25 protein-coding genes and 1 tRNA gene are annotated in these 22206 nt (G+C 39.1%); 10 read left to right on the plus strand and 16 right to left on the minus strand.

What is annotated here, in order from left to right; all coding sequences use genetic code 11:
- Positions 1–6 precede the first annotated feature (6 nt).
- Positions 7–255, plus strand: coding sequence for an FmdB family zinc ribbon protein (locus E4O04_RS03580; protein ID WP_253709938.1), 249 nt, complete (start codon positions 7–9; stop codon positions 253–255).
- Positions 256–261: 6 nt separating this feature from the next.
- A complete protein-coding gene (locus E4O04_RS03585) occupies positions 262–621 on the plus strand; it encodes a zinc ribbon domain-containing protein (RefSeq protein ID WP_253709940.1) in 360 nt (119 codons plus the stop codon).
- A 2-nt stretch (positions 622–623) separates the two neighbouring features.
- Here E4O04_RS03585 and E4O04_RS03590 read toward each other — a convergent pair whose 3' ends face one another.
- The 5 genes from E4O04_RS03590 to E4O04_RS03610 form a co-directional block, all read right to left on the minus strand.
- Positions 624–1877 carry an HD domain-containing phosphohydrolase gene (locus tag E4O04_RS03590; protein WP_253685443.1) on the minus strand — a complete coding sequence of 418 codons (1254 nt, stop codon included), beginning with the start codon at positions 1875–1877 and terminating at the stop codon, positions 624–626.
- A 63-nt stretch (positions 1878–1940) separates the two neighbouring features.
- Positions 1941–3230: a cobyrinic acid a,c-diamide synthase CobB gene (locus E4O04_RS03595; protein ID WP_253709943.1), complete on the minus strand. Its 1290-nt coding sequence runs from the start codon at positions 3228–3230 to the stop codon at positions 1941–1943.
- Entirely contained in the window at positions 3227–3889 is a 663-nt protein-coding gene (locus tag E4O04_RS03600; RefSeq protein ID WP_253685439.1) for a precorrin-2 C(20)-methyltransferase, read from the minus strand. The genes E4O04_RS03595 and E4O04_RS03600 overlap by 4 nt, the downstream gene beginning before the upstream one ends.
- A gap of 1 nt (position 3890) precedes the next feature.
- Complete coding sequence (locus E4O04_RS03605; protein WP_371922277.1) at positions 3891–4646, minus strand: sirohydrochlorin cobaltochelatase; 756 nt, start codon at positions 4644–4646, stop codon at positions 3891–3893.
- 119 nt (positions 4647–4765) lie between these two features.
- The gene (locus E4O04_RS03610; RefSeq protein ID WP_253709946.1) at positions 4766–6058 is read right to left on the minus strand and encodes an MFS transporter; all 1293 of its coding nucleotides are present in this window, start codon (positions 6056–6058) and stop codon (positions 4766–4768) included.
- Positions 6059–6182: 124 nt separating this feature from the next.
- Between E4O04_RS03610 and E4O04_RS03615 the strand changes: the two genes are divergently transcribed.
- Genes E4O04_RS03615 through E4O04_RS03625 form a run of 3 tightly spaced genes read left to right on the plus strand, consistent with a single transcriptional unit; the run spans position 6183 to position 8118 of the window.
- Positions 6183–6548, plus strand: coding sequence for a GntR family transcriptional regulator (locus tag E4O04_RS03615; RefSeq protein ID WP_253709952.1), 366 nt, complete (start codon positions 6183–6185; stop codon positions 6546–6548).
- Between the two features lie 15 nt (positions 6549–6563).
- A complete protein-coding gene (locus E4O04_RS03620) occupies positions 6564–7433 on the plus strand; it encodes an ABC transporter ATP-binding protein (RefSeq protein ID WP_253709954.1) in 870 nt (289 codons plus the stop codon).
- A 1-nt stretch (position 7434) separates the two neighbouring features.
- Complete coding sequence (locus tag E4O04_RS03625) at positions 7435–8118, plus strand: hypothetical protein (protein ID WP_253709956.1); 684 nt, start codon at positions 7435–7437, stop codon at positions 8116–8118.
- Positions 8119–8165: 47 nt separating this feature from the next.
- Here E4O04_RS03625 and E4O04_RS03630 read toward each other — a convergent pair whose 3' ends face one another.
- Genes E4O04_RS03630 through E4O04_RS03645 form a run of 4 tightly spaced genes read right to left on the minus strand, consistent with a single transcriptional unit; the run spans position 8166 to position 11977 of the window.
- Positions 8166–8768: an ATP-binding cassette domain-containing protein gene (locus E4O04_RS03630; RefSeq protein WP_253709958.1), complete on the minus strand. Its 603-nt coding sequence runs from the start codon at positions 8766–8768 to the stop codon at positions 8166–8168.
- Positions 8769–8824: 56 nt separating this feature from the next.
- Positions 8825–9211, minus strand: coding sequence for a DUF1667 domain-containing protein (locus E4O04_RS03635; RefSeq protein ID WP_253709961.1), 387 nt, complete (start codon positions 9209–9211; stop codon positions 8825–8827).
- Positions 9204–10511 carry an NAD(P)/FAD-dependent oxidoreductase gene (locus E4O04_RS03640; RefSeq protein ID WP_253709964.1) on the minus strand — a complete coding sequence of 436 codons (1308 nt, stop codon included), beginning with the start codon at positions 10509–10511 and terminating at the stop codon, positions 9204–9206. The genes E4O04_RS03635 and E4O04_RS03640 overlap by 8 nt, the downstream gene beginning before the upstream one ends.
- On the minus strand, positions 10508–11977 hold the full coding sequence (locus E4O04_RS03645; protein ID WP_253709967.1) for an NAD(P)/FAD-dependent oxidoreductase: 1470 nt from the start codon (positions 11975–11977) through the stop codon (positions 10508–10510). Before E4O04_RS03645 ends, E4O04_RS03640 begins: the two co-directional genes overlap by 4 nt.
- 115 nt (positions 11978–12092) lie before the next feature.
- On the opposite strand from E4O04_RS03645, the gene E4O04_RS03650 reads away from it, so the two are divergent.
- Positions 12093–12165, plus strand: a tRNA-Lys gene (locus E4O04_RS03650).
- A gap of 56 nt (positions 12166–12221) precedes the next feature.
- Here the strand turns inward: E4O04_RS03650 and E4O04_RS03655 are convergent.
- From E4O04_RS03655 to pepF, 3 genes are all read right to left on the minus strand, one after another.
- Positions 12222–13202: a Fic family protein gene (locus E4O04_RS03655; RefSeq protein WP_253709969.1), complete on the minus strand. Its 981-nt coding sequence runs from the start codon at positions 13200–13202 to the stop codon at positions 12222–12224.
- Between the two features lie 189 nt (positions 13203–13391).
- Positions 13392–14327, minus strand: coding sequence for a M28 family peptidase (locus E4O04_RS03660; protein ID WP_253709972.1), 936 nt, complete (start codon positions 14325–14327; stop codon positions 13392–13394).
- A 21-nt stretch (positions 14328–14348) separates the two neighbouring features.
- Complete coding sequence (gene pepF / locus E4O04_RS03665) at positions 14349–16187, minus strand: oligoendopeptidase F (protein WP_253709975.1); 1839 nt, start codon at positions 16185–16187, stop codon at positions 14349–14351.
- Positions 16188–16290: 103 nt separating this feature from the next.
- Between pepF and E4O04_RS03670 the strand changes: the two genes are divergently transcribed.
- Positions 16291–16863: a 2'-5' RNA ligase family protein gene (locus E4O04_RS03670; protein ID WP_253709977.1), complete on the plus strand. Its 573-nt coding sequence runs from the start codon at positions 16291–16293 to the stop codon at positions 16861–16863.
- A 26-nt stretch (positions 16864–16889) separates the two neighbouring features.
- On the opposite strand, the gene E4O04_RS03675 is transcribed toward E4O04_RS03670, so the two are convergent.
- The 4 genes from E4O04_RS03675 to E4O04_RS03690 all read right to left on the minus strand — a co-directional run bounded on the left by E4O04_RS03675 (position 16890) and on the right by E4O04_RS03690 (position 19908).
- Positions 16890–17270 (minus strand): PIN domain-containing protein, encoded by a 381-nt coding sequence (locus E4O04_RS03675; RefSeq protein WP_253685405.1) that lies wholly within the window; start codon positions 17268–17270, stop codon positions 16890–16892.
- Positions 17267–17491, minus strand: coding sequence for a hypothetical protein (locus E4O04_RS03680; protein ID WP_253685403.1), 225 nt, complete (start codon positions 17489–17491; stop codon positions 17267–17269). Before E4O04_RS03680 ends, E4O04_RS03675 begins: the two co-directional genes overlap by 4 nt.
- Before the next feature lie 288 nt (positions 17492–17779).
- Positions 17780–19015, minus strand: a complete 1236-nt coding sequence (locus E4O04_RS03685; protein ID WP_253709980.1) for a class I SAM-dependent RNA methyltransferase — start codon at positions 19013–19015, stop codon at positions 17780–17782.
- 23 nt (positions 19016–19038) lie between these two features.
- On the minus strand, positions 19039–19908 hold the full coding sequence (locus E4O04_RS03690) for a PHP domain-containing protein (protein ID WP_253709982.1): 870 nt from the start codon (positions 19906–19908) through the stop codon (positions 19039–19041).
- A gap of 97 nt (positions 19909–20005) precedes the next feature.
- Between E4O04_RS03690 and E4O04_RS03695 the strand changes: the two genes are divergently transcribed.
- From E4O04_RS03695 to lspA, 3 genes are read left to right on the plus strand one after another with little or no spacing between them, the layout of a single operon-like run.
- On the plus strand, positions 20006–21007 hold the full coding sequence (locus tag E4O04_RS03695) for a cyclic nucleotide-binding domain-containing protein (RefSeq protein ID WP_253685397.1): 1002 nt from the start codon (positions 20006–20008) through the stop codon (positions 21005–21007).
- A gap of 3 nt (positions 21008–21010) precedes the next feature.
- A complete protein-coding gene (locus E4O04_RS03700; RefSeq protein ID WP_253685395.1) occupies positions 21011–21670 on the plus strand; it encodes a Crp/Fnr family transcriptional regulator in 660 nt (219 codons plus the stop codon).
- An 11-nt stretch (positions 21671–21681) separates the two neighbouring features.
- Positions 21682–22203: a signal peptidase II gene (gene lspA, locus E4O04_RS03705; protein WP_253685393.1), complete on the plus strand. Its 522-nt coding sequence runs from the start codon at positions 21682–21684 to the stop codon at positions 22201–22203.
- Positions 22204–22206: the final 3 nt, after the last annotated feature.

Genomic DNA, 22206 nt, shown 5'->3' on the forward strand with positions numbered 1-22206 from the left:
TTAAAGATGCCAACTTATGAGTATGTATGCGATTCTTGCGGTCATGATTTTGAGGTTTTTCAAAGGATGAGTGATGAACCCGTGTCTGTCTGTCCGGAGTGCGGTAAGCCTGTAAGAAGGGTTATTTCGGGAGGCTTAGGAATTAATTTTAGAGGATCGGGTTTTTATGTAAATGACTCCTCTTCTGCCCCAAAAGCTGCATCAGGCGGTTGTTCAAGCTGTTCCTCATCGTCATGCGCAACATGTAAGCACTAGGGTTTTATGGGTAAGATACAAAAAGGGCATTCCCCTAAATTTTTTTGTGAAAACTGCGGGCAGGAGGTAAAACGGAACACAAAGGTTTGCCCGCATTGCGGCCGTTTTTTTGCTTCGGTAAGATGCCCTGCTTGTAACTATATGGGTCATACCGATGAATTTATAAACGGATGTCCCTCTTGCGGTTTTGCTGTCAGCTCCGATGCGAATAAGAACACAAAAAAATATCACAGGAATAAGTTAAGAGAATACCGCTCAAAGTATAAATCCAATAAATATGATGATCCCCTTCCTTGGTGGATTTACAGCATTGTTATAGGTTCTTTAGCCCTCTTATTAACCTATATTTTTTATTTTAAGGTCTAGGTTTACTCATCTACAAAGTGAGCCTTAATAGCTTGAATTCTTTCCAAAACCTCAAAAAAAGCTTCTACTATTTGAGGATCGAATTTTTTCCCGCTCATATTTTTTACTTCGGCAAGTATATCTTCCTCTGTCCAAGAATCTTTGTAGGAGCGTTTTGATGAAAGGGCATCATAGACATCGGCCATTGCTACAATTCTTGCCCCAAGAGGAATCTCTTCTCCGCAAAGGCCTTGTGCATATCCCGTATTTTTATCTATTTTGAGAGCCTTTCCTGTCTGCAAATCTATATTGCCGGGATATCCTGTACCGTCCCAGTTTTCATGGTGACGGAGCGCTATTTCCATTGAAAGCTTATCAAGATTGGATTCATCTGCATTAAAGAGGCGGGCTCCCAGCCATGTGTGAGTTTTCATAGTTGCAAATTCTTCATCGGTCAGCTTTCCGGCCTTTTTTAAAATCGTGTCCGAGATTGCAACCTTCCCGACATCATGGAGCATTGATGCTATTTTTAGGGAGTCCCGATATCTTGTCTGCTCAGACATAGGTATTCCGTTATTAAAAGCCCATCTGTCATAAATTTCGACGGAGTAGTTTGCTACCCTATTTACGTGCATTCCGGTTTCTTTGGGATCCCTAAGCTCAGCCATCTTGATCATGCGTAAAACCATCGACCTTGTTAAAAAGGCATGTTCAAGGGCTATGCCCGCATTTGAAGCAAAATGGCTTAAGTAGATTTCATCATCATGGGAAAATGTGTCCGGCTTACCGTCCTTATCGAGGGCATTTAGAACTTGAAGAACTCCTAAGAGCATTCCCGACATAGAAAGAATTGGAATAGTTAAATTGGAAACGGTTTTATAACCTGTTTTTTCGTCTGTAGCTTTTCCGAACTTAAAGGGTAAAGAGGGATCGATATTGTATACATCAGGAACATTGACCAGTTTTTTTGTATTTGCTGCACACCCTGCGATGGTTGAATTGCTTATGGGAAAATCAAAAAAAATGTAAGGGAGTTTTTTTCCTGCCGGTAGTTTTTTTTGTAAGGTATCATTTTGAGCATACCTTATGGCAAGTCTGTCTCCTTCAGCTATATATATTGAGCCGGCATCGGCATTTACAACACTCCTAGCTTCAGTAAGTATTTGTTCCAACAGAACATCAACGTCTTGAACACTATGTATCAAGGATTCCGTTTCAAGGATTTTGACGAGAATTTCTTCTTTTGACAACTCTTTGTATTTATTTTTCTCTATCATAATCACATTGTATTATATTCTAAAGAAAAAGTCTATAATTTTTGATAAAATAAAATTTTCATTCTATCTTTGTATAAGATTATAAAAATTTTCAAGCTTATATATAAAATGAACGTTTTGAAAAAGGCCTAGGCAATTTTTGTATACATAGCAGTCCTCAAAGCTTAAATTTGAATGTGGTTTTTTGACTATAGCAATAGTTGGTGCTGTAGTAAGGGCCTTTGACTTATGATATTCGGCCGCATTTAAAAGGGTTCCCTTTTTTCCTAAAATACAGTCTTGGGTAAACTCAAGCTGCTTATATCCGAAATTGTGCAGGCTGCGTGTACTTTCAACCGAACCTTGAAAAATTCCGCACATTTTAAAACCGTCACGGTCTTCAAAAAGATAGGAGAGAGCTTCGCCTTCAGCCAGTATGCGTCCTCCGGTTTCGGCAAATTTTTTGACAGCCGTTTTCATCGGAATGTTTTTTGAAAGAGCTTCCTTGTATTTATTTATTTGTCCGCTGCCGAAATATAAAAAATCACAGTCAGGCAGTTTTGCATCTTTGAGAGGAGAAAAATAACTGACCTCAGTGCTTTTTTCAAGTAAAAATATATTTTCGGAATAGTATAAATTAAAGGCCTCATCCATTGCGATTGCAGTGCGTGTCTTCGTTTTTCTTATGTCTATCTTGGTACCGGTTTTAAGAGGCTGAAATAAGTTTAAAAATTTTTGAATGTCTATATTTTCTTTTACGATTTTATATAAGACTTCTAAAAATTTTTCGTCCTTGAGCCTTTCATCTATGTCGAGACCAAGTCCCGATTCTTCAATTTCGAATTCGGGGATTTTAGGAAAAAAACCCAAGACTTGCAGTTCAAGGTTATCTTCTATCATCTTCTTGTAAATAGGATAGAGTTTAGGATTGGTCTTATTAAGTATAATTCCCCTTATTCTGTTTTTTGAAAAATCTATCATCCCTTTTAGTTTAGGAATAATTGTAAACATTTCGCCTTGAGGTGCATAGACTAATACGATACCGCTTCCGATTTTTTCTGCCGTATCAAAGGATGAGTTTTCCGGAGTAGTGCCTATTCCGTCAAAACAGCCCATTACGCCCTCAATCAGAGCATATTCCGAATCGGAGATATTAAGGGAAAATTCCATTCCCTTTTGCCCCATCATAAAGGGGTCGAGGTTTCCGGCCCGTTTACCTGAAATTATTTCAAGAATCTTCCGGTCAACTTGATCCGGACCCGTTTTAAAAGCCGAGATGTTAAGGCCTTCTTTTTTTAAAGAATAAAGAAGGGCTGAAGATACAATGGTTTTTCCCGAATTGCTGTTCGGTGCGGATATCATTATGCCTTTCATTTTATTTTATGGGCGATCATTAAGGATATATAATCTTCATCTTCCAAAATTTTTTCTTTTTCATTTTTGGAAAGGATTGATTCATGTTCCATTGTTGCTCTTTTTACGTAAACATAGTCAAAGCCGTTTTTTTCAAATTCTTTTATGGCAAGATTTTTTTGCTTAGATGTTTTTAGAAGAGCTATAGAGGTAGATGTATTTAAAATTGATGCACTTAAGTGGTCTGTGATTGTAAGGATCTCTCCTTTTTCGGCAAGAGGAATTTGTGCTCTTCCTGCTGCTGCTACGGAAGAAGGAATTCCTGAAATAATTTGCAAATTAATTCCAGGAATTTTAAAATAGGGCATCATATAAAGAAAGGTGCTGTATATCATAGGATCGCCTATGGTCAAAATAACCGAGTTTGAATTTTCTTTTGTTTCTTCAATTATACTTTCTGCCTTAATCTTATAATCCTCTCTTGGAACCGAACCCATCGGAAAGTTAAGGGGAATAACCTTTTTATCGTTTATGAATTCCCTTACCGTATCTAAGGCCATGTTTTTTCCCTTGTTATTGGGGGCAAAAATAAGATCTGCGTTTTCAAGGGTTTTGACTGCCTGTAATGTAAGATATTCCGTAGCTCCGGGGCCTGTTCCTACTGCAAAAATATTTTTCATTTTAACCTCTGCTGCAATTGATTGTATTTTCTAAAGATTTATAAATTATTTCTCTAATCATCGGGAATTCCCCCAAGCCTTTTAGATTGGCATTAACTTCGTATCCCTCGTTTTTTAAAATGGTGTACCAGCTGTCTTCTTCATCTCCGGCCATATCGTTGTGGGCATGGTCGCCTGCAACCATCATAAAAGGATAAAGCTCAATTTTTTTTATTTTGCGTTCGGCAAGAATAGGTAAGATATCTTTTAGTTCTACGGAGCCTTCAACTGTTCCTATTAAAACATTTTCAAGGCCTTGAGAATTTAGTTTATTTTGCATGATCTCGTAGAATTTATCTGCCTCATGTGAAGAACCGTGTCCCATAAAAACTATTGCCGTATCATCTTCGGGCTTTTTTAATTCGAGAGCTTTTATAATTTCATCCAAGTCTGCATTTTCATGTAAGAGGGGTTGACCCAAAATCGTATTTTCAAATTGCAGCTTTTCATATTCTTCTCCGGGAATTATATGGGTGGGTTGTATGTAAATTTCAGAGAAGCCTTTTTCTTTTAGTTCTTGGATAATTTCTTTGGGAGATGCAACATTGATAGAGTCTCTTTTTTTAAGAATGGCTCTAACCATGTTTGAAGTATAGGCTTTAAAAATTTCATAATCTTTAAACCTGCCGGCTGCTTCCTTTTCGATAGTATCAATAGTTTTTTTTCTTGTTTCGGCATAGCTTGTACCAAAACTTGCAATAACGATGGCCTTTTTCATTTTGTTTCCTTTAAGTGTTTTCAATCAACTATCCAACAAGTATAATTAGAATGGACTCAAAAATCAAGACCGATGAAAATTTTAATATAAGTTTTTACGATTGAGGTGCGTTTGAATTCTTATTGATTGTCTATATAATCGGGAAGTCTTTTTTCGATGCTTGTTACGGTTTTGTTTGAGAGCATGACGGTACAGCCGAGTATCAAAAAAATACCTGAAAGCATAAACATAAGACCTATTCCTCTTCCGCACCCCGTTCCCAATAAACCGGCAATAAATGTTTTTCCGAGTAAACCGCTGGGCTGCATAAGAGGTTCAAAAATATAGTCTGCAAGATAGCCTGCACAGATATAGGCAATGGGTGTAACGGCTTTTAAGATTGCATTTACCAAGGCTCCAACCCTGCCTAAGACGGCTGGTTCTATTTTCATTTGGAAGACGGACATAAACAATGTGTTTGCATAGGGAACGGGAAGCATAAAAATAAAAAAACCTAAAGCAATAATTATCCATTGCAGAGACAGTCCTGCAATGAGGGGCCCCAAACCACATAAAATTAAAACCAAAAACATTCTTTTGATTTTTTCATCGGTATTTGGTATCAGTCCGGAGCAGAGACCTCCTATCAGCATTGCAAGGCCTATTAAGGCTTGAACGTTTCCATAAATCTGAGAATTATAATTGCTCATGACCAAGGGCCCGATTAAGATCATTGAAATGTTCACGATAAAATTAAGTAATCCAAAAAAAACAACCAAAGAAATAAATCCTGTTTTTTGTTTAAGGTAAGTGAAGGCATATTTTATATCTTGGAGGGCAATCTTAAATAGAGAGCCTTGAGCCTTTTCAATTTCAGGTTGAGGAATTTTTACGGCAGCTATAGTAAAAAGAGCAAAGAAAAAGGTTACGAAATCGATCATAAATAAACCGCCTAACTTAATCACCGGATATAAAAAACCTGCTAAAACGGGGCCGAGTAAATTTTGCACTGCATTAGAAAATTGCATTAAGCCGTTTGCTCTTGTTAAATTTTTTGAAGGGACGAGCATAGGAATAGAAGCATTAAATGCCGGGTTTTGAAAATTGCCTAAGGTTCCTGATAGAAAAACCAAGGGGTAGACCATCCATATTTCCAATTTTTCAAAGGCAAGCAAGAATACGATAATCAGTTTTAAGGCTGCATCAATTGTATCGGTAAAAATAATAACGGCTTTTCTGCTTTTCCTGTCTGCTATTGAACCGGTCAATGGTGCAAACAATAAAGCCGGTAGGACCGTACATACTGCACTCATTGCAAAAGATGCTGCACTCCCCGTTTTTTGAAAAATCCATATTCCGAGTCCGAAAGCGGAAAGAGCCGAACCTAACATCGAAATAAATTGTCCGAACCAAATAATTATAAATGCCTTCATTGTGTTTATCCTTGAATTTAATTTTATGTTTTTTTAGTAAATTGTCAAGTATTTTTAAATTTCCTCTTGACAAAAGTTGTTATTCTGTATATATTTAATATATACAGAATAACAGGAGGCGAAGGTGAATATTTTTTTGAATAACTCTTCGGGAGTTCCTCTTTACGAACAGCTTTCGGAAAGTATAAAGAATCAAATTTTAGACGGCTCCCTAAAGGAAGGGGAGACTCTGCCTTCGATGAGGGCCTTGGCAGCTTCCCTCCGTGTGAGCATCATCACCACAAAGCGGTCTTATGAGGATTTGGCCCGCGAGGGCTTTTTGTATTCGGTTCCTGCAAAGGGGTATTTTGTTGCCGATGTAAATTTAAAAAAAATAGAAAAGTCGATTAAAAAAAATATTGAAGAAAAATTAAAAGAGGTTTGCAGTCAAGCAAAAAAAATTAATCTAAATGCTGAGGATTTATATAAAATCCTCAGGCGTATTTATTAAGTCCAAGGAGTTTTTATGATATCTGATGAGGTACTAAAAGTTGAAAAACTTAAATTTTCGATAGGGCGGGGTAAAAAGGCTTTTTCTTTAGATGATATTTCTTTTTCGATTCCGCGGGGCTGTGTTACGGGCTTAATAGGAGAAAACGGGGCAGGGAAAACAACCCTTATCCGCCTTCTTCTCGATATGTATCAGCCGGAAAGCGGAAAAATCTCCCTCTTTGGGGAGAAATTAAAAAGAGAAAATATAGAAATAAAGGAAAAAATCGGTTTTGTTATAAACGACAGTTTTTTATCCTTGTTGCTCACGCCTAAAAAACTTGGAAGCTTTTTTGCGGGTGTTTACAAAAATTGGAATCAGGGGCTTTACGAAAGGTACCTAAAAGATTTTAAAATTCCTCCTTCAAGGTTTTTGTCGGGCTTGTCTTCGGGAACTATGCAAAAGCTTCAAATTGCTATAGCTCTCTCCCACGGGGCCGAGTTGTTGATTTTGGATGAACCTCTTAATTTTTTAGACCCTGTTTCAAAAAAAGAATTTTTAGATCTTATAAGAAATTTTATGCTTGACGAAAATCACTCGGTTTTAATTTCGAGCCATCAAACAAATGAGCTTGAAAAAATTTGCGATGAAATTGTTTTTATAAGTGAAGGGAAAAAAGTTTTTGATTCTTCTTTAGAAAATATAAATAAAAATTACGGGCTTTTAAAAATAGATGAAAGGACTTTTAAGTCATTGTATAGTAATGAATATATAGGTTATAGAAAAACCGATTATGCTTATGAGGTTTTGGTTTCGGATAAGGAAAATCAAAAATTTAACGGAATGGTTTGCGAAGATGCAAGCCTTGAAGATATTATGTATTTTTATACAAAGGAGAAAATCTAAAATGAAAAAAATTAGAGCGATTATATTTAATTCTATGCATAGTATTGGTGTTTTAATTGGAAGTATTTTCTTTTTAATTGGAATTATCGAGATTCTTATAGGAGCATTGATACCTGCTGCTCGGAATGTTATCTTTTTTCAAGGCTTAGCGTTTTTATTTATCGGAACTATGATTCCCTCTCTTTCCTTTTATGAATCTATTACAATGTGTATATTAATGCCGATACGTGGGAAAGAATATTTTATTGCAAATACTATTTTTTCTTTGTCGGTTAATTTTTTAAGTGTTTTTATTTTAAGTCTTATTTTATATATTATAAATTTTTTTCTACCGATTGAAGATTTTAAACTTCTTATTTTAATTATGTTTATTTACTTACCTGCTGCCATATCTTTTAACATGATTTTATGTGCCGTTTCAATTAAAGGAGGGCTTTTGCGCAGTATAATTACCTCAGTTATAGCTTGCGGATTACCTTCTACAGTTCTTCCTTTAGTAAGTATCGGATTAAATACTTCGCATGATAAACTAAAAGCTTTTTTTCAAATAATTCCGTTCCCATTTTTTCTTCTTGCAGTTTATCTTGTTTCTTTAGTTCTTATTTTAATTTCTTTCTTTTTAGGAACAAGGAATTTTAACAAATTCAGAGTAAAAGGTTTTATGCTTAGGAATAAAAACCGCTAGGTATTTCTATATTGAAGAAAGATTTGCTTTTAGCGGTTTTGGATAGATTAAAGCTCCACTATCTTATCCGCAATTTTTTTTGCGAAGGGCGCATCGTGAGTTACGCAGACTGCGGTGCGCTTTTCTTTTTTGACAATCGATAAAAAAAGATCGGCAACCTTGTACTTGTTTTTTTCGTCAAGGGAGTCGAAGGCTTCATCAAGGAGAAGGAGGGGGGCAGGATAGCTTAGGGCGCGGGCAAGACCTGCACGCCGCTGCATTCCGCCTGAAAGTTCGGCAGGTAAGAAGTTTTCAAAGCCTGAAAGCCCCAAGGCTCTTAAATAAAAAAGAGCCTTTTCCTTATTTTCAATTTTTGAAGATTTTTTTGAATCCAAAACATATTCTATATTTTCTACGGCCGTTAGATGAGGAATAAGACGCATGTCCTGATAGGCCATAGCATAGCTTCCACGGACGGGTCGGTTTTCTATGATTCCCGATTTTAACTCAAGGCTGCCTGAAATAATTTTTAAGAGAGTGGTTTTGCCCGCCCCAGACTCTCCTAAAATGCAGGTAATTTTTTGTGCAGGAATTTCGATATTGAGGTTTTGAAAAACCTTGTGCTTAGAGTAATAAAAAGTTCCGTCGTGTATTGTAATCGGTCTTTCCATTTTTCCTCTCTGTTTAGCCGAAAAGTTCAGCTTTACTGAACGGCTTAAGTACTAATTTATCTCTGCTCGGCTTTGCGGCAGGTGCGGCTTGCGACTATATCTATTCCTGTGTTAAGCACGTTTTCAATTATCACATCTCCCATTTTTTTGGGAGCTTGAGTTTTGACTGTATTTATTTCTTTCATTACATCGAAGATTAAGGCCTTGGGGATGGGGCTTGAAGTTTTTACGGGAAGAGATGGGAGAACTCCGCCCTCGATTATTACGGTCGAGCTGATGTTTCTTCTAGGGTCTTTAATTTCCTGCATCGCGTAAAGTTCGCCGCCCTTGCATAAATTTCCTGTAACGGTAATTTCTCCCGACTCTTCTTTAAATACCGAAAGTTTACAGCCCCGCGGACAGGACACGCATGTAAATTTTTCTTTTATCAATTCTCTACTCATCTAAAATTACCTCCGCAGTTATGTCTTCGGTCAATCCCTTTAAGGTAATAAAATTTAAGGGAATGTTTATCATTTCGGACGGAACCAGCTGAGCCGTTTTCTTTTGTGCAAGAATTTTTTCGCCCGACTTAATTATAAAGCGGGCGTTTCTATAAACCGAATCCGTCCGCATAAAAAGGGAAGCTCCGTCGATGTTCGAGGTGTTTATTCTGTTCGGAACAATGTAGCGGATTCCTTTTTTGGCTATTGTCTTAATAAAAGCAGCTTCCTCTTTTTGCGAGGCCTTATTTTCAAGCTTCTTGTTTTTTTGAGCAAATAGGGCTGCGTTCTTTCCGGCTGTTCGGCTTTCCTTTGTAACAAAGTCTACGATGTCGTGCACATGGAGAACATTTCCGCAGGCAAAGATACCGCTCGTTTCCGTTTCCATTCCGTTATCGACAAAGGCGCCGTTTGTGATCGGGTTGAGGGCTATGCCTGCCTTTTGCGTAAGTTCGTTTTCGGGGATGAGCCCGACTGAAAGAAGAACCGTATCGCAGGAAAATTCTTTTTCGGTTCCGGGAATTTCTTTAAAGGAAGCATCTATTTGCGCTATCGTAACTCCCGTAACCCTGTCCTTGCCGTGGACGCAGGATATGCTGTGGCTTAAAAAAAGCGGAATCCCGTAGTCTTCAAGGCATTGGGCTATGTTCCGGTTTAGGCCGCTTGAATAGGGCATTATTTCTACAACGGCCTTCACCTTGGCTCCTTCCAAGGTCATACGGCGGGCCATGATTAGGCCGATGTCGCCTGAGCCGTAGATTACGATCTCTTTGCCGACTGAAAGACCCTCGATGTTCATAAGGCGCTGGGCCATGCCGGCGGTAATTACGCCCGATGGACGGTAACCTTTTAGGGAGATGGCTCCTGCCGTGCGCTCGCGGCAGCCCATTGCAAGGACTACAGCTCCCGCCCTTATTTTTTTTAAGCCGCCTTCGTTTATGAGAGTAATCTCTCTTTCTTTGGTTAGGTCGATTACCATGGTATTGAGGAGGATATCTATGTCCTCTCTTTTTACCATCTTTATAAAGCGTTCCGCATATTCGGGGCCGGTTAATTCTTCTTTAAATTCGTGGAGGCCGAAGCCTGCATGAATACATTGGTTTAAGATGCCGCCGAGTTCAAAGTCTCTTTCTATTATGAGAACGGAAGAAGCTCCATTTTTTTTGGCTTCAAGGGCTGCTGCCAAACCTGCCGGGCCTCCGCCTATTACGGCGACCTCGTATTTGTCTTTGCAATTATTGCTTTCTTTTATATTTATCATTGTGCACCGCCCTTTAGTTTTCCGTAAACAATCGGAGAGTTTCTTCTATCCTTTTGAATTTTCTCGATAGGGATTTTTAATTCGCGTGAAAGGATTTGGAGAACGTGGGGCTCGCAAAAGCCTCCCTGACATCTTCCCGAGCCGGGGCGTACCCGCCTTTTTATGCCGTCAACCGTGCGGGCTCCCGCAGGCCGGTGAATTGCTTCAATGATTTCTGCCTCGCTTACTGTTTCGCAGCGGCAGATAACATGGCCGTAGAGAGGATTTTCTTTTATAAGAGCGTCCTGCTCTTTTGGGCTCAGATCGGCAAAGTGTTTGATTGCTTTTCTCTTTTCGTTAAAGTTTTTCTTTTTGTTAAAGGGAATTTTTAAGTCATCCGCTTCTTTTTTTACAAGCTCCGCAACATATTCTCCAATGGCGGGAGCCGAGCTTAGTCCGGGCGATTCGATTCCGCCTGCGTGTATAATTCCCTTGGAATTTTTTGAAGCATAGATCATAAAGTCGCCAGTGTCGGGTCTTGCCCTTATTCCTGCAAAAATGCGGATGGTGTTTTTAAAATTGAGAGAGGGCACTGTCTTTAAAGCCTTTTCTTCTACCTGAGCCAAGCCTTGGGCTGAAACGGATGTGTCTTCTGCATCTTCAATATTTTCTGCGGAAGGACCGGCCAAAAAATTCCCGTGATAGGAGGGGAGAACCAAGATGCCCTTTCCCATCTTTGAGGGGGCCTGAAAGCAGATATGGTTTACAAGATTTGTATAGTTTTTATCGAAGAGGCGGTACTCCCCGCGGCGGGGTAGAATTTTAAAATCTTCGTCGCCTGCCATTTTTGCAATCTTATCGGAGTAAAGCCCTGCAGCATTTATAACCAGCTTGGTTTTAAAACTCTTTTGTTCCGCCTTGCCTGATAAGGTTTTGATGATATATCCTTGGTCTTCTCTTTCAATTGAGATAACCTCGTTTTCGGGAAGAAAGTCTACACCGTTGGAAACGGCGTTTTCCATAAAGGCCGCCGTCATGTCGAAGGGGCAGATGACTCCGGCTGTTCCGCAGTAGAGGGCCCCCAATGCCTCTTTTGAAATATTTGGTTCTTCTTTTAAAAGCCTTTCCCTATTCCAGATTTCTAAGCCCTCAGCTCCGTTTTTTATGCCTCGTTCGTAGAGGACTGAAAGTTCTTTTTGTTCTTCTTCGTTAAAGGCGATTACAAGAGAGCCTAATTGTTTAAAGCGCAGATCCAATTTTTCTTTTAAGCTGCGCACTAAAAAATTACCCCTCACATTTAGCCTTGCCTTCAATGAGCCTTCCTTTGCGTCGTAACCTCCGTGGATAATTCCGCTGTTGGCCTTGCTTGTACCACAGCCGAATTCCAATTCTTTTTCGAGGACGGCGATTTTTAATTCGTATTTGGAAAGCTCCCGTGCAATGCAGGCTCCTACAACTCCTGCTCCGATTATTATTATGTCGTACATATCCTTTGATAATATCACTATTTTGAGGCTTAGTCTATATGAAAAAAAATCAATTTTTCTACGGTATAGCATTGACTTTTTTTTTATATTCTTATATAATCAAAACTCGTTGTATGGGCCATTAGCTCAGCTGGTAGAGCAACAGACTCTTAATCTGTGGGTCGCAGGTTCGAAGCCTGCATGGCTCATTTTTTTTGTTTAATTGAACCTCTAAGAACATTAGTTTTTAGAGGCTTTTTATTATCTATATATCCAATATTTGCCAATAACCGTTTTTGTCGGCCCCGATGCGCTTGATGATACCGGCTTTTTTTAGTTCCGAGATCTTTCGGCTTACGGTTACCCTTGATTTTCCCAATTTTTCGGCAAGTTGTTCATATGATATTTCAGGATTTTCTTTTAAATATTTTAGGATCAGATTTACAGTCTCATTTACAGTCTCATTTACAGTCTCATTTACAGTTCCTTTTTTCCGGTTGTTTTTTATTGTTTTGACGATTATTTCAAGCATAAAATCGATAAAAATACCTAAATCGTTTTCATCCGTACTTTTTTCGAGGGCTTTATAATATGCCGCTTGATTTTTTAAAATCATGTTTTCAATGGGAAGGTGAATAAATATAGAATTCCAATCCGCAAGAATTCTCGAATGCCATAAGCGTCCCATTCTGCCGTTTCCGTCTTCAAAAGGATGAATAAACTCAAACTCGTAATGAAATACACAGCTTTTTATGAGGGGATGATAGTCGCTGGTTCTAAGCCAATCGAATAAATCACTCATTAAAAATGGAACACGATCGGCAGGAGGCGCTATGTGACTTATACCGTTTTTTCCGGCTATACAGACTCCGCCTTTTCTAAAATGTCCCGGATTATCCAGAAGTCCCATAGTCAAAATTCCATGAGCTTTTAATAAGTCTTTTTCTTTATAAGGATCGAAAGACATACATTTTTCATAAACCTTAATTGCATTTTTTACTTCTTGAACTTCTCTTATGGGAGCGATAACATGTTTTCCCTCAATTAAAGCAATAACCTGCTCTTCGGTTAATGTGTTACCCTCAATTGCAAGAGAACCCTGTATTGTTTTCATCCGGTTTATTTTACGCAGTCTTACACCATCTTCTTGTTCCAGTCTTATTTTAAAGCGTTCGATATCTGCGGATATTTGAGAAATCAAATTTATGGCATTTGACGTAATTTTAAATGGGGGTTCATAACTCATATTCTTTTATTATAAAGGATTTTTAAGATATAGTTAAGGGCATATCTAAAAGCCTTGTTGGATTTTAGATATGCCCGTCGAGTTTTTCATAAGTCTTTAGCTGTTGAATGACTTATGAAAAACGTCGCAAATTAAATTCAAAGAAACCTTCTAAAAAGCTGAAGTTTTTAGAAGTTCCCTTAAGTAGTTTTAGCGGTAATTGTCTGTCAAGGCTTTAAGATATTTTTCAGTCAGACTAACGGCTTCGTTAGTTAGAGTTTCAATCTTGTCATCGGCTGTGTGCATGAGCTGCCATGTAAAAGGGATGATTTTTTCGAAGGGGGAACCTTTAGGCGGCTTTTGGTTTTTTATTACCATGTCTGTGAGTTCACCCATGGCTGTTTTCTTTTGATGGAGGCTGCTCAATGGAGAGGCTGCTTTTTCCTGAGGGAGATAATGTAAAAGAGTTGCGGCTTCTTCCCGCGGGAGAACGGTTATGACTTGGGCATAGAGGCCCGCTGCGATAAAGCCTGCATTGTCGCTGTAAGCCGTCAGCATTGAAAGCCATTGATTCGGACAAGCCCTTTGAGCAAGGAGGCCTGCCCGCTTATGAAGCTCGTCGAGCCTTTTGGTTTTTTCTTTATCCCGTCCGAAAATGCCCGAACGTGAAAGGATTAGGGTATCGCCTCTTCCGCACATGTCAAATACAAAAATATCATCCTCATCCATTTTAAGTTTTTTCAATCCTGTTCCAAGTGTGTAAGATCCTTGCTCTCTAAGACCGGCTGCTCCTGCTTCTTCACCGTCGGTAAAGATAATTTTTATGTTGTGGGCCTTTGTGTAAGCGCATAATTTTTTTGCAAAGTTCATGAGGATAAAACAAGAGGCGGAATTGTCGTTGGCTCCTTGGGTATTTGGAGCCCTGTCATAGTGAGCCACGAGGGTTTTCATCTTAAAATTCTTATCGTAAAACTGTGCAGGGTATTTTATGATGATGTGTTTTTTTTGTGCAAGGTTCACTATGCTGTGCGGAACCTTATTGGCGTTTAACCACTGCGATATAAAATCACAGCGGTTAAGGTCTTTTTTTAAAAAGGCTTTAAATAAATCGGAATTGAGCAAGGTTTCTTCATTTTCCTGAATCATTTTTGTTAAAGCCTTTTATTCTTATTTTTTTAATTCTTCAAGCGCTTTTTCAAGTTCGTCTACAATCTTTGCAAAGTTATCACAGGCTGCTTGTACCGGAGCGGGACTTGCCATGTCAACGCCTGCAAGTTTGAGTGACTCAATCGGATAGCGTGAGCCTCCCGATTTTAAGAACTTAAAGTAGTCTTCTCTTTCTTTGTCGCCGCCTGAGCAAACCCTTTCGGCGAGAGCCATTGAGGCGGAAATTCCTGTTGCATATTTGTAAACATAGAAGGCCCTGTAAAAGTGCGGAATCCTCATGCCTTCCAAATCGCTTACATCTTCGAATACCATTTCGGGACCGAAGTAAAGTTCCAAAAGTTTTTTGTATTCGCTTCGCAAGTTTTCGACTGTAAGAGGTGTGCCGCTTTCGACAAGGGCGTGAGTAATCTTTTCGTACTCTGCAAACATTGTTTGTCTGTAGAGGGTTGCGAGGATATCCGATGCTCTGACGCTTAAAAGATAGGCTCTCATTTTCGGGTCGGTTGTAGTCTTAATCATGTGCCTGAATAAGAGCTCTTCATTAAAGGTAGAGGCAACCTCGGCTTCAAAGATTGTGTAATGGTAGCAGGGATAAGGATTGTTCCTGACTGAGTACCATGAGTGCATGGAGTGGCCGCCCTCATGTACAAGCGTGAATACGTCACGGATAACATCTTCTTTGTAGTTCATCAAGATATAAGGAACGCTGTCATATCCTCCTGAAGAGAAAGCACCAGAGCGTTTGCCTTCATTTTCATACTTGTCTACCCAGCCGTTTAAAAGACCGTCTCTGATTGTTTTAACATATTCTTCTCCAAGAGGTTTGAGGGCTTCAGTGATGATGTCGACAGCTTCATTATAAGGAGTAACTTTTTTTACCTCGTTTACTAATGGCATGTAAACGTCATAGTGGCGGAGCTCTTTAACGCCCAGATGTTTTTTTAACATACCATAGAATTTATGCAAGGGTTTTAAATTTTTGTGGATTGTGTCTACGAGGTTGTCATAAACGGCTGTAGGGACCTTGTCGACATAGAGGGATTTTTCTCTTGCAGAACCATAGCCTCTGATTTTTGCAAGGGCTACGTTTTGCTGGACCTGTCCCGTATACAAACTTGCGATTGTGTTTTTATGAGCGCCGTATGTGCCGTAAAGCTGCTTATAGGCTTTTTCGCGCAAGGCTCTGTCCGGATCCTGCATAAATTTTGAATAAGAAGATTGAGTGAGTTTTACATCTCCTTCTTTTGTTTTAATAGAGCCGAAGTCAAAATCTACGTTCGTTAAAACCGAAAAGGCCTGACTGGGCGTGCCGTGGGGCTCGCTTAGAAGGCTTAAAATCTTTTCTTCCTTGTCGGAAAGGGTGTGGGGCTTTAAGTGCAGGGTCTTTTCCAAGGAAACCTTAAAATCGGCAAAGTCCTTTCCTGTGGGGCTTGAAGGATCAATCCATGAGCGGATTTTTTCTTCGGGGATTTCCATGATGGCGGGCATGAGCCAGCTGGTTGCAGCCGAAAGCTCCGTAACTGTCATCATGTATTTGCCCAATCGCTTGATGTTTTCAGGATCGCCCTCGTTTGAGGATTTTTGTAAAAAGGCATAGTTCCCGACCTTTTCTGCAATTCTATCAACTCCTGTTGAAGCCTTGAGGCAGGCAAGCAGGGTTGCCGCATCGATTGTTTCAGGCTTGGAAAAGGCTTCCTTATATTTTAAGATTTCTTTTCCGCCTTCGGGAATGGCAGCAAGGGCCTTTTCCCATTCTTCATCATTCTTAAAAAGTAATTCGATATTCCATTTGTCGCTCTTGGCGATCTCGGAACGTTTAGGTGTAGTTGAGTTTTTCATGACTCTACTATACAACAATGCCGATAAATAGGCAAGGGTCTTAAATTTTTTAATGTATAATCTCTTATAGAACGATTTGCAATTCTATGTTATAATTGCAAACATGAAACAAAACAATATTCCGCAACAGACGCATTTTATTGGTGTCTTGTTACCGGAGGATATAAGTCTTAGGCTTGAAGATTGCCGGCAATATATGAACAGGGCTTACGGGTGTAAGTCAGGGCATGGTACTCCAATCCATGTTACTCTTGTACCTCCGTTCAGATTGCAGAAAGATCATTCAACCGATAATTTAATAAGAGCAATTGAAAACGAAGTCTTGCCTAAGGGCTTAGGTTTTACGGCTCATATGGATAATTTTGATGCGTTTGGAGATAGAACTCTTTTTGCAAAAGTAGTTGCAGATGAAAATTGGACAAAGCTTCGTGATGAAACCGTAAAAGCAATTTTGAATGCCTGTCCGGGCTGTACCAAAAAAGACCGGAGACCCTTCCGGCCTCACGCCACCGTTTCAAATCGGGATATTCCACCGGGGATAACGGCAAAGGCTCTTGAGGTTATGAATGAACTGAATATTGTTGAAGACTTTCCGGTTGATAACATCACGATTTTTGAACGGAAGGGCAATAGGTGGGTAGCTGCTGTTACTATCGAATTGGCTACATCTAATTAAAAATAGCTATAACCATGATTATTACCTCACATCGGAAAAAGCTTAAGTTGCGGAATAGCCGTTTGCATCAGTTTAAAATGTTTATCGTTTGTCCACACTTCGCAACCATATTTTATTGCAAGAAATGCAATCATTGCATCTTGGAATGGAACAACAAGTCCGTTTTTCTTAAGTGCTATAAACTGTTTTGCAAGTGTAATCCAATCATTTTCTGCAAAATTCAAATAATAAAAATCTGCAAGGGATGTTTGTATTTGTGCAAATTCATCAGCAGATTTACTTCCACGTAAAAGTTCTGCTTTTATAACACCACATATTGCAATATCATTTTCAGAAAATATTTTTTCAGCAGTGATTGTAGGCTTATTCCAAAAATCTATAATAATATTTGTGTCTACTAAAATCATATCAAGCTCGCCTCACGTAATTCGATAACTGTATCCTGATCAAGGTGAATCTTTCCGGCTAATGCAAAAAAGGCTTGTTTAGTTTTGGGTTTTGTTTGTTCTGTATGATTTTTCGTAAAATTACCTTGCTCTGTTTCAAGCAGCTTGATAAATGCTGATACTGAAGCTAAAAGCGGTTCCGGCAGCATTTTTACTTGTTCAATAACTGTTTCGTAAGACATTAATTTTTCACTCCTATTTAAATTAAAATTATTTATAATTCCTCAGTTTTTATAATCAGTATAATATTCTTTTATCTGCTTATCCGGAATATCAACTCTATGTTGCAACAACTTTTTATCCGAGTCGGAAATCGCCCAGTTCGATTACTCTTGCACAGTAATTATTTTGTCGACTACTCTTATTATTTGTATATCTATGGTATTATAGCATATTTATAAGGATTTAGTAAATAAGAAAATTTAGAGACAAAAAACTTATATATTATAGAAATAGGGAACGTTTGAGAATTAACTCTTTTTAAAAATTCCCATAGTTTCGATGTGATGGGTTTGAGGATAAAAATCAAATAGAAAATGTTGTTCCAACTTGTAGCCTGATAAAAGAAGTTTCGCAGTATCGCGGGCGAAGGTTACGGGGTCGCAGGAAATATAAAAAATTTGGCCTGTGCCGCTTGAGCAAAGCCAAGACAGGGCTTCCTTATCTATGCCGCTTCTCGGGGGGTCTATAAAAACCGTATCGAATTTGAGCTTTGATTCCTTTGTCTTTGCCCAATTTTTTCCGTCGAGGCCATGAAAAAAGATTTTAGGCTCTGAGCTTTTATCTTTGGAGATTCCTTTAATTCCCTTTGATGCAGAATTTTTATTTAGCTCAAAATTTTCCTTAGCATAGGCGAGGGCGTGTTTATTATGCTCAACAAGATGAATCTCTTTTGCCTTATCATGCGCAAAGAGAGAAAAGGTTCCTACACCCGAATAAAAGTCCAAAACTCGATCTGAAATTTTTGAATGTTCAAAAATCGTGTTTATCAGTTTTTGGGTCATTTTTAAATTCGATTGAAAAAAGCCCAAGGGGTTAAATTTTATCTTCTTTCCTGCAATCCGCACCTCACAGTCTTTTGCGTTTTTTTCGGTAAAAATATTTTTTCCATCCGAAAAAATGTGGACTCTGGAATTCGGTTCAGATTCTTTTAAATCGGATTTTAAAAGATTTCTTATTGCAGGTACTGCAACAGGACAATCCCTTATCTTTACCGAATCGGAGCTTTTATTTTCTTTTAAAGAAAGCGAGCCGTCCCCGTCAACGTAAAACTGAAAGCGGGATCGATATTCCCAATCCGGGCCGTTTACAAAAATGCTCTTTTCAAGAAGAGGTTTTTCAAAAGGAACTTTTCCCGTTTTAGATTTTTCGGTAATAGAATTAAACTTGGAACTCAAGGTCCTGTCAAGGGCTTCAAGCGCCATTGATTTACGCAGAAGGCGCTGATACTCGTCATCGGCTGTTTGAAGATTACAGCCTCCGCAAGCATAAAAGTGAGGGCATTTCGGTTCTACCCTGTGGGGAGAACTTTCTAAAATTTTTTCAATTTTTCCCTCGGTATAATTTTTATGTTCTTTTACTATTGAAATTTCCAAAACCTCATCGGGAAGTGAATAAGGAACAAAAACGGTCTTGCCGTTCTTTAAGTCTGCTATACATGAGGCTCCGAAAACCATCTTTTTTGTTTTTACTATTTCTTTTTGCATAATTTTAATCTTCTAATAAAGGCCTATTTTGCTATAGGCAGAGGAGGAAGGTCAGGATGAAGTGCCCTTAAATTTTCATAAAATCGGTCTTCAATCTTTATACTGTTCTTTGATGTTTCTCCGAGTTTTCTGTCCTTTCGGATTGAGCCGTGAAAATCGCTTCCCGCAGTTATAGGCATATCGAGGGAGGCCGCCAGTTTTTCTAATCGCTTGCAATCATTGTACTTTGTCGAAGAATTCCACGCTTCAAGCCCTACAAGGCCCTGTTTTTTAAAATCGGCTATAACATCGGGAAGAGAAGACCAAGATAAATACAGAGACATTGGATGGGCTAAAACAGGGATTCCCCCTGCCGATTTTACGGCCGAAATTGCCTCAGCAAGGCCGGCATTTTCTTTTTCTTCAAAAAAAGGCCTCCCTTTGGCAAAATACTTATCAAAGGCTTCCTGATTTTTTTTGACCATTTTATGGGTTGCCATGTAGGCTGCAAAATGGGGCCTTCCTAAGCCCTTATCTCCGCCTGCAAAGTCTCTGACCTTTTCATATGAAATATCAAAGCCGGCCTTTTTTAACTTTTCGGCCATTCTCTGATTCCTATTGATCCTTTCATCCTGCAGATCCTGTAAGAGCATATTAAGCTCATGAGAATTTTTGCGTAAATCAAGCCCCAACAAATGAAGCTCTCCGGGGCTCCACTTAACGCTTATTTCTACACCGCGTATAAAAATTATGCCCTGTTTTGCGGCTTCTGCAGCAGCCTCATCAAGTCCGCTTAAAATATCGTGGTCTGTTAAGGCAAAGGCCGAAATTCCGGCTTTTTTAACGGCAGCTGCAAGTTCCGTTGGGCTAAGGGTTCCATCCGATGCTGTTGAGTGCGTGTGTAAATCCACCATAAACAAAGATTATATCAAAAAAAAGAAAGAAGGACTAGGTTTTTCTTAAAAAATATGTTAGAATATTAGAACGCAAGTTTTATATTGGGAGGCCGTAATGCCTAAGGCTATTAATTACAAGGCAAATTCAGTAGTTTATTTCTCGGGAGACTTTGATGAACGCGTTTTCCTCTTAAACACGGGCAGCATAGCTCTCACATCTATAGACATTGAAACGGGAGAGCAGGTTACCGATTATATAAAGACCGGAGAATTTTTTGGAGTAAAATCCGCATTGGGCAATTATCCAAGAGAAGAAAGCGCAATGGTTCTAACCGACTCCATAGTTTATTCTTTTACAAGCAAGGAATTTGAAGCCTTTGCACAGACAAATACCCGTATTATTTTACAGATGATCAAGGTTTTTTCCCGTCAATTAAGGACTATCCATAGACAGCTGGCCTCGCTTTTGGATAGTGAAGAAGAAACAAATCCTGAAGAGGGCCTTTTCAATGTTATGAATGCCTTTTATTCCTCCCAACACTATAAGGCTGCAGGACAGGTAGGGGCAAGGTATAAGGCTATCTATCCTAACGGAAAGTATATTTCACAAGTAGACCAGATTGTCAGAAGTACGTCGGAAGTTGCAGGCCGTTCTTTTGGAAATGCAGAAGGGCACAATAATGATGCCGTTCTTACTCATCACGAAAAACCGGCTGCAGTTACTGACGGCACTGTTCATCTTGCGTATAATAAGGCTGAAGATCTTTTTGAAAAGGGAGAATTTGAAGCTGCCTATGATCAATATCATGCCGTAATCGAAGCCGGGGCCGGTGATGAGATTACCGATAATGCTTACATCGGAGCCGGAAAGAGTTTGCACTCTCAAAAGGAATATGTACGCTGCTTACAGCTCTTAACGGGCTTTATTTCCCAGCATCCCAAGTCTTTAAAGATAGGAGATGCCCTTATGTATCTGGGTATGTGTTATATGGATATGGAAAGACCCGATAAGGCAATTGCTTTTTTTGATAAGGCTGCCATCTTGTCAGGTGCCGATATAATAGGTAAAATTAGGGAACTGCAAAAAGAGTGCAGCAGCCGGCTGCAAGGAGCGTAAACTATGTCGGATCTTTTTTCTTCATTTTCAAGATTTGCAAAAAAATTTCCTAAAGGTTCTGTTATATTTGCAGAATTTGAACCCGGGTCCTCATTCTATTTAATACAGTCAGGCCGTGTTCAGCTTATAAAGATTATAAACGGCTTTGAAAAAAACCTTGATATTCTGCAGCCGGGAGAAATTTTCGGAGAGATGGCCATATTGGATAACTCTCCCCGTTCAGCCTCAGCCATAGCTTATGACGATGTGATGGCCCTCGAATTCAATAAAGAAAACTTTGAAATACTAATGAAGGGAAATCCGGCCATTGCTATGCGTCTTTTAAAGACCTTTGTAAGGCGAATCTATGCCCAACGGCGCCGATTTATGATTTTAACTATCGAAGACAGACCTGCAAGAATTGCAGACGTCTTTTTAATGCTGGATGAAACCCAGCCCAGCCTTGACCGCACTACGGAAATGCGCTCCTTTGATACGACCATTGAAGAGGTTTCCCGTTGGGCTGGCCTTTCAAAAGAAGAAACAGAGGATAGTATGCGTAAGTTCATAGATCAAGGCCGTATATCCGTTTATGATGATAGAATTATCGTACAAAACATGACCGACCTAACCCGTTATGTTAATACACGCCGGTCAAAAGAACAAAATCTATATGTATTATAAGGCAGGATCCTGTGAATAATAAAAAAGATTATTATCTTCCTTTTTTGCTTACTGCAATAGTTATTATTGTAGACCAAGTTACTAAAATTTTAGTTGTAAAATATATGTCCGTAAATGAAGCTATTCCGGTAATCGGAGACCTTTTGAATTTAAGGCTTGTATACAATACCGGGGCAGCCTTCAGTCTTGGAGCCGGTTTCGGAGAAATTCCAAGAAAGATATTCTTGGTTTTTTTACCATTTTTACTCTTAGTAGCCCTTACCGGGGCCTATCTAAGATCGGCGGAATTGACAAAGGCTCAAAGATGGTTTATATGCGGCATAATAGGCGGAGGCTTCGGAAACCTCATAGACCGTTTTTTTAGATCTGAAGGTGTTGTAGACTTTATAGATGTAAAATTTTTCGGTATTTTGGGCATGGAGCGCTGGCCTACATTTAACGCTGCCGACTCTTTTATAGTTTGCTGCGGAATAGGGCTTTGTATAAATTTAATTTTAAACGGAATAAAGCAAAAAAAAGTACAAGACAATTGATAT

Origin of the sequence: Treponema sp. OMZ 799, assembly GCF_024181365.1 — a bacterium.
In the GTDB taxonomy this organism is placed as follows: Bacteria; Spirochaetota; Spirochaetia; order Treponematales; family Treponemataceae; genus Treponema_B.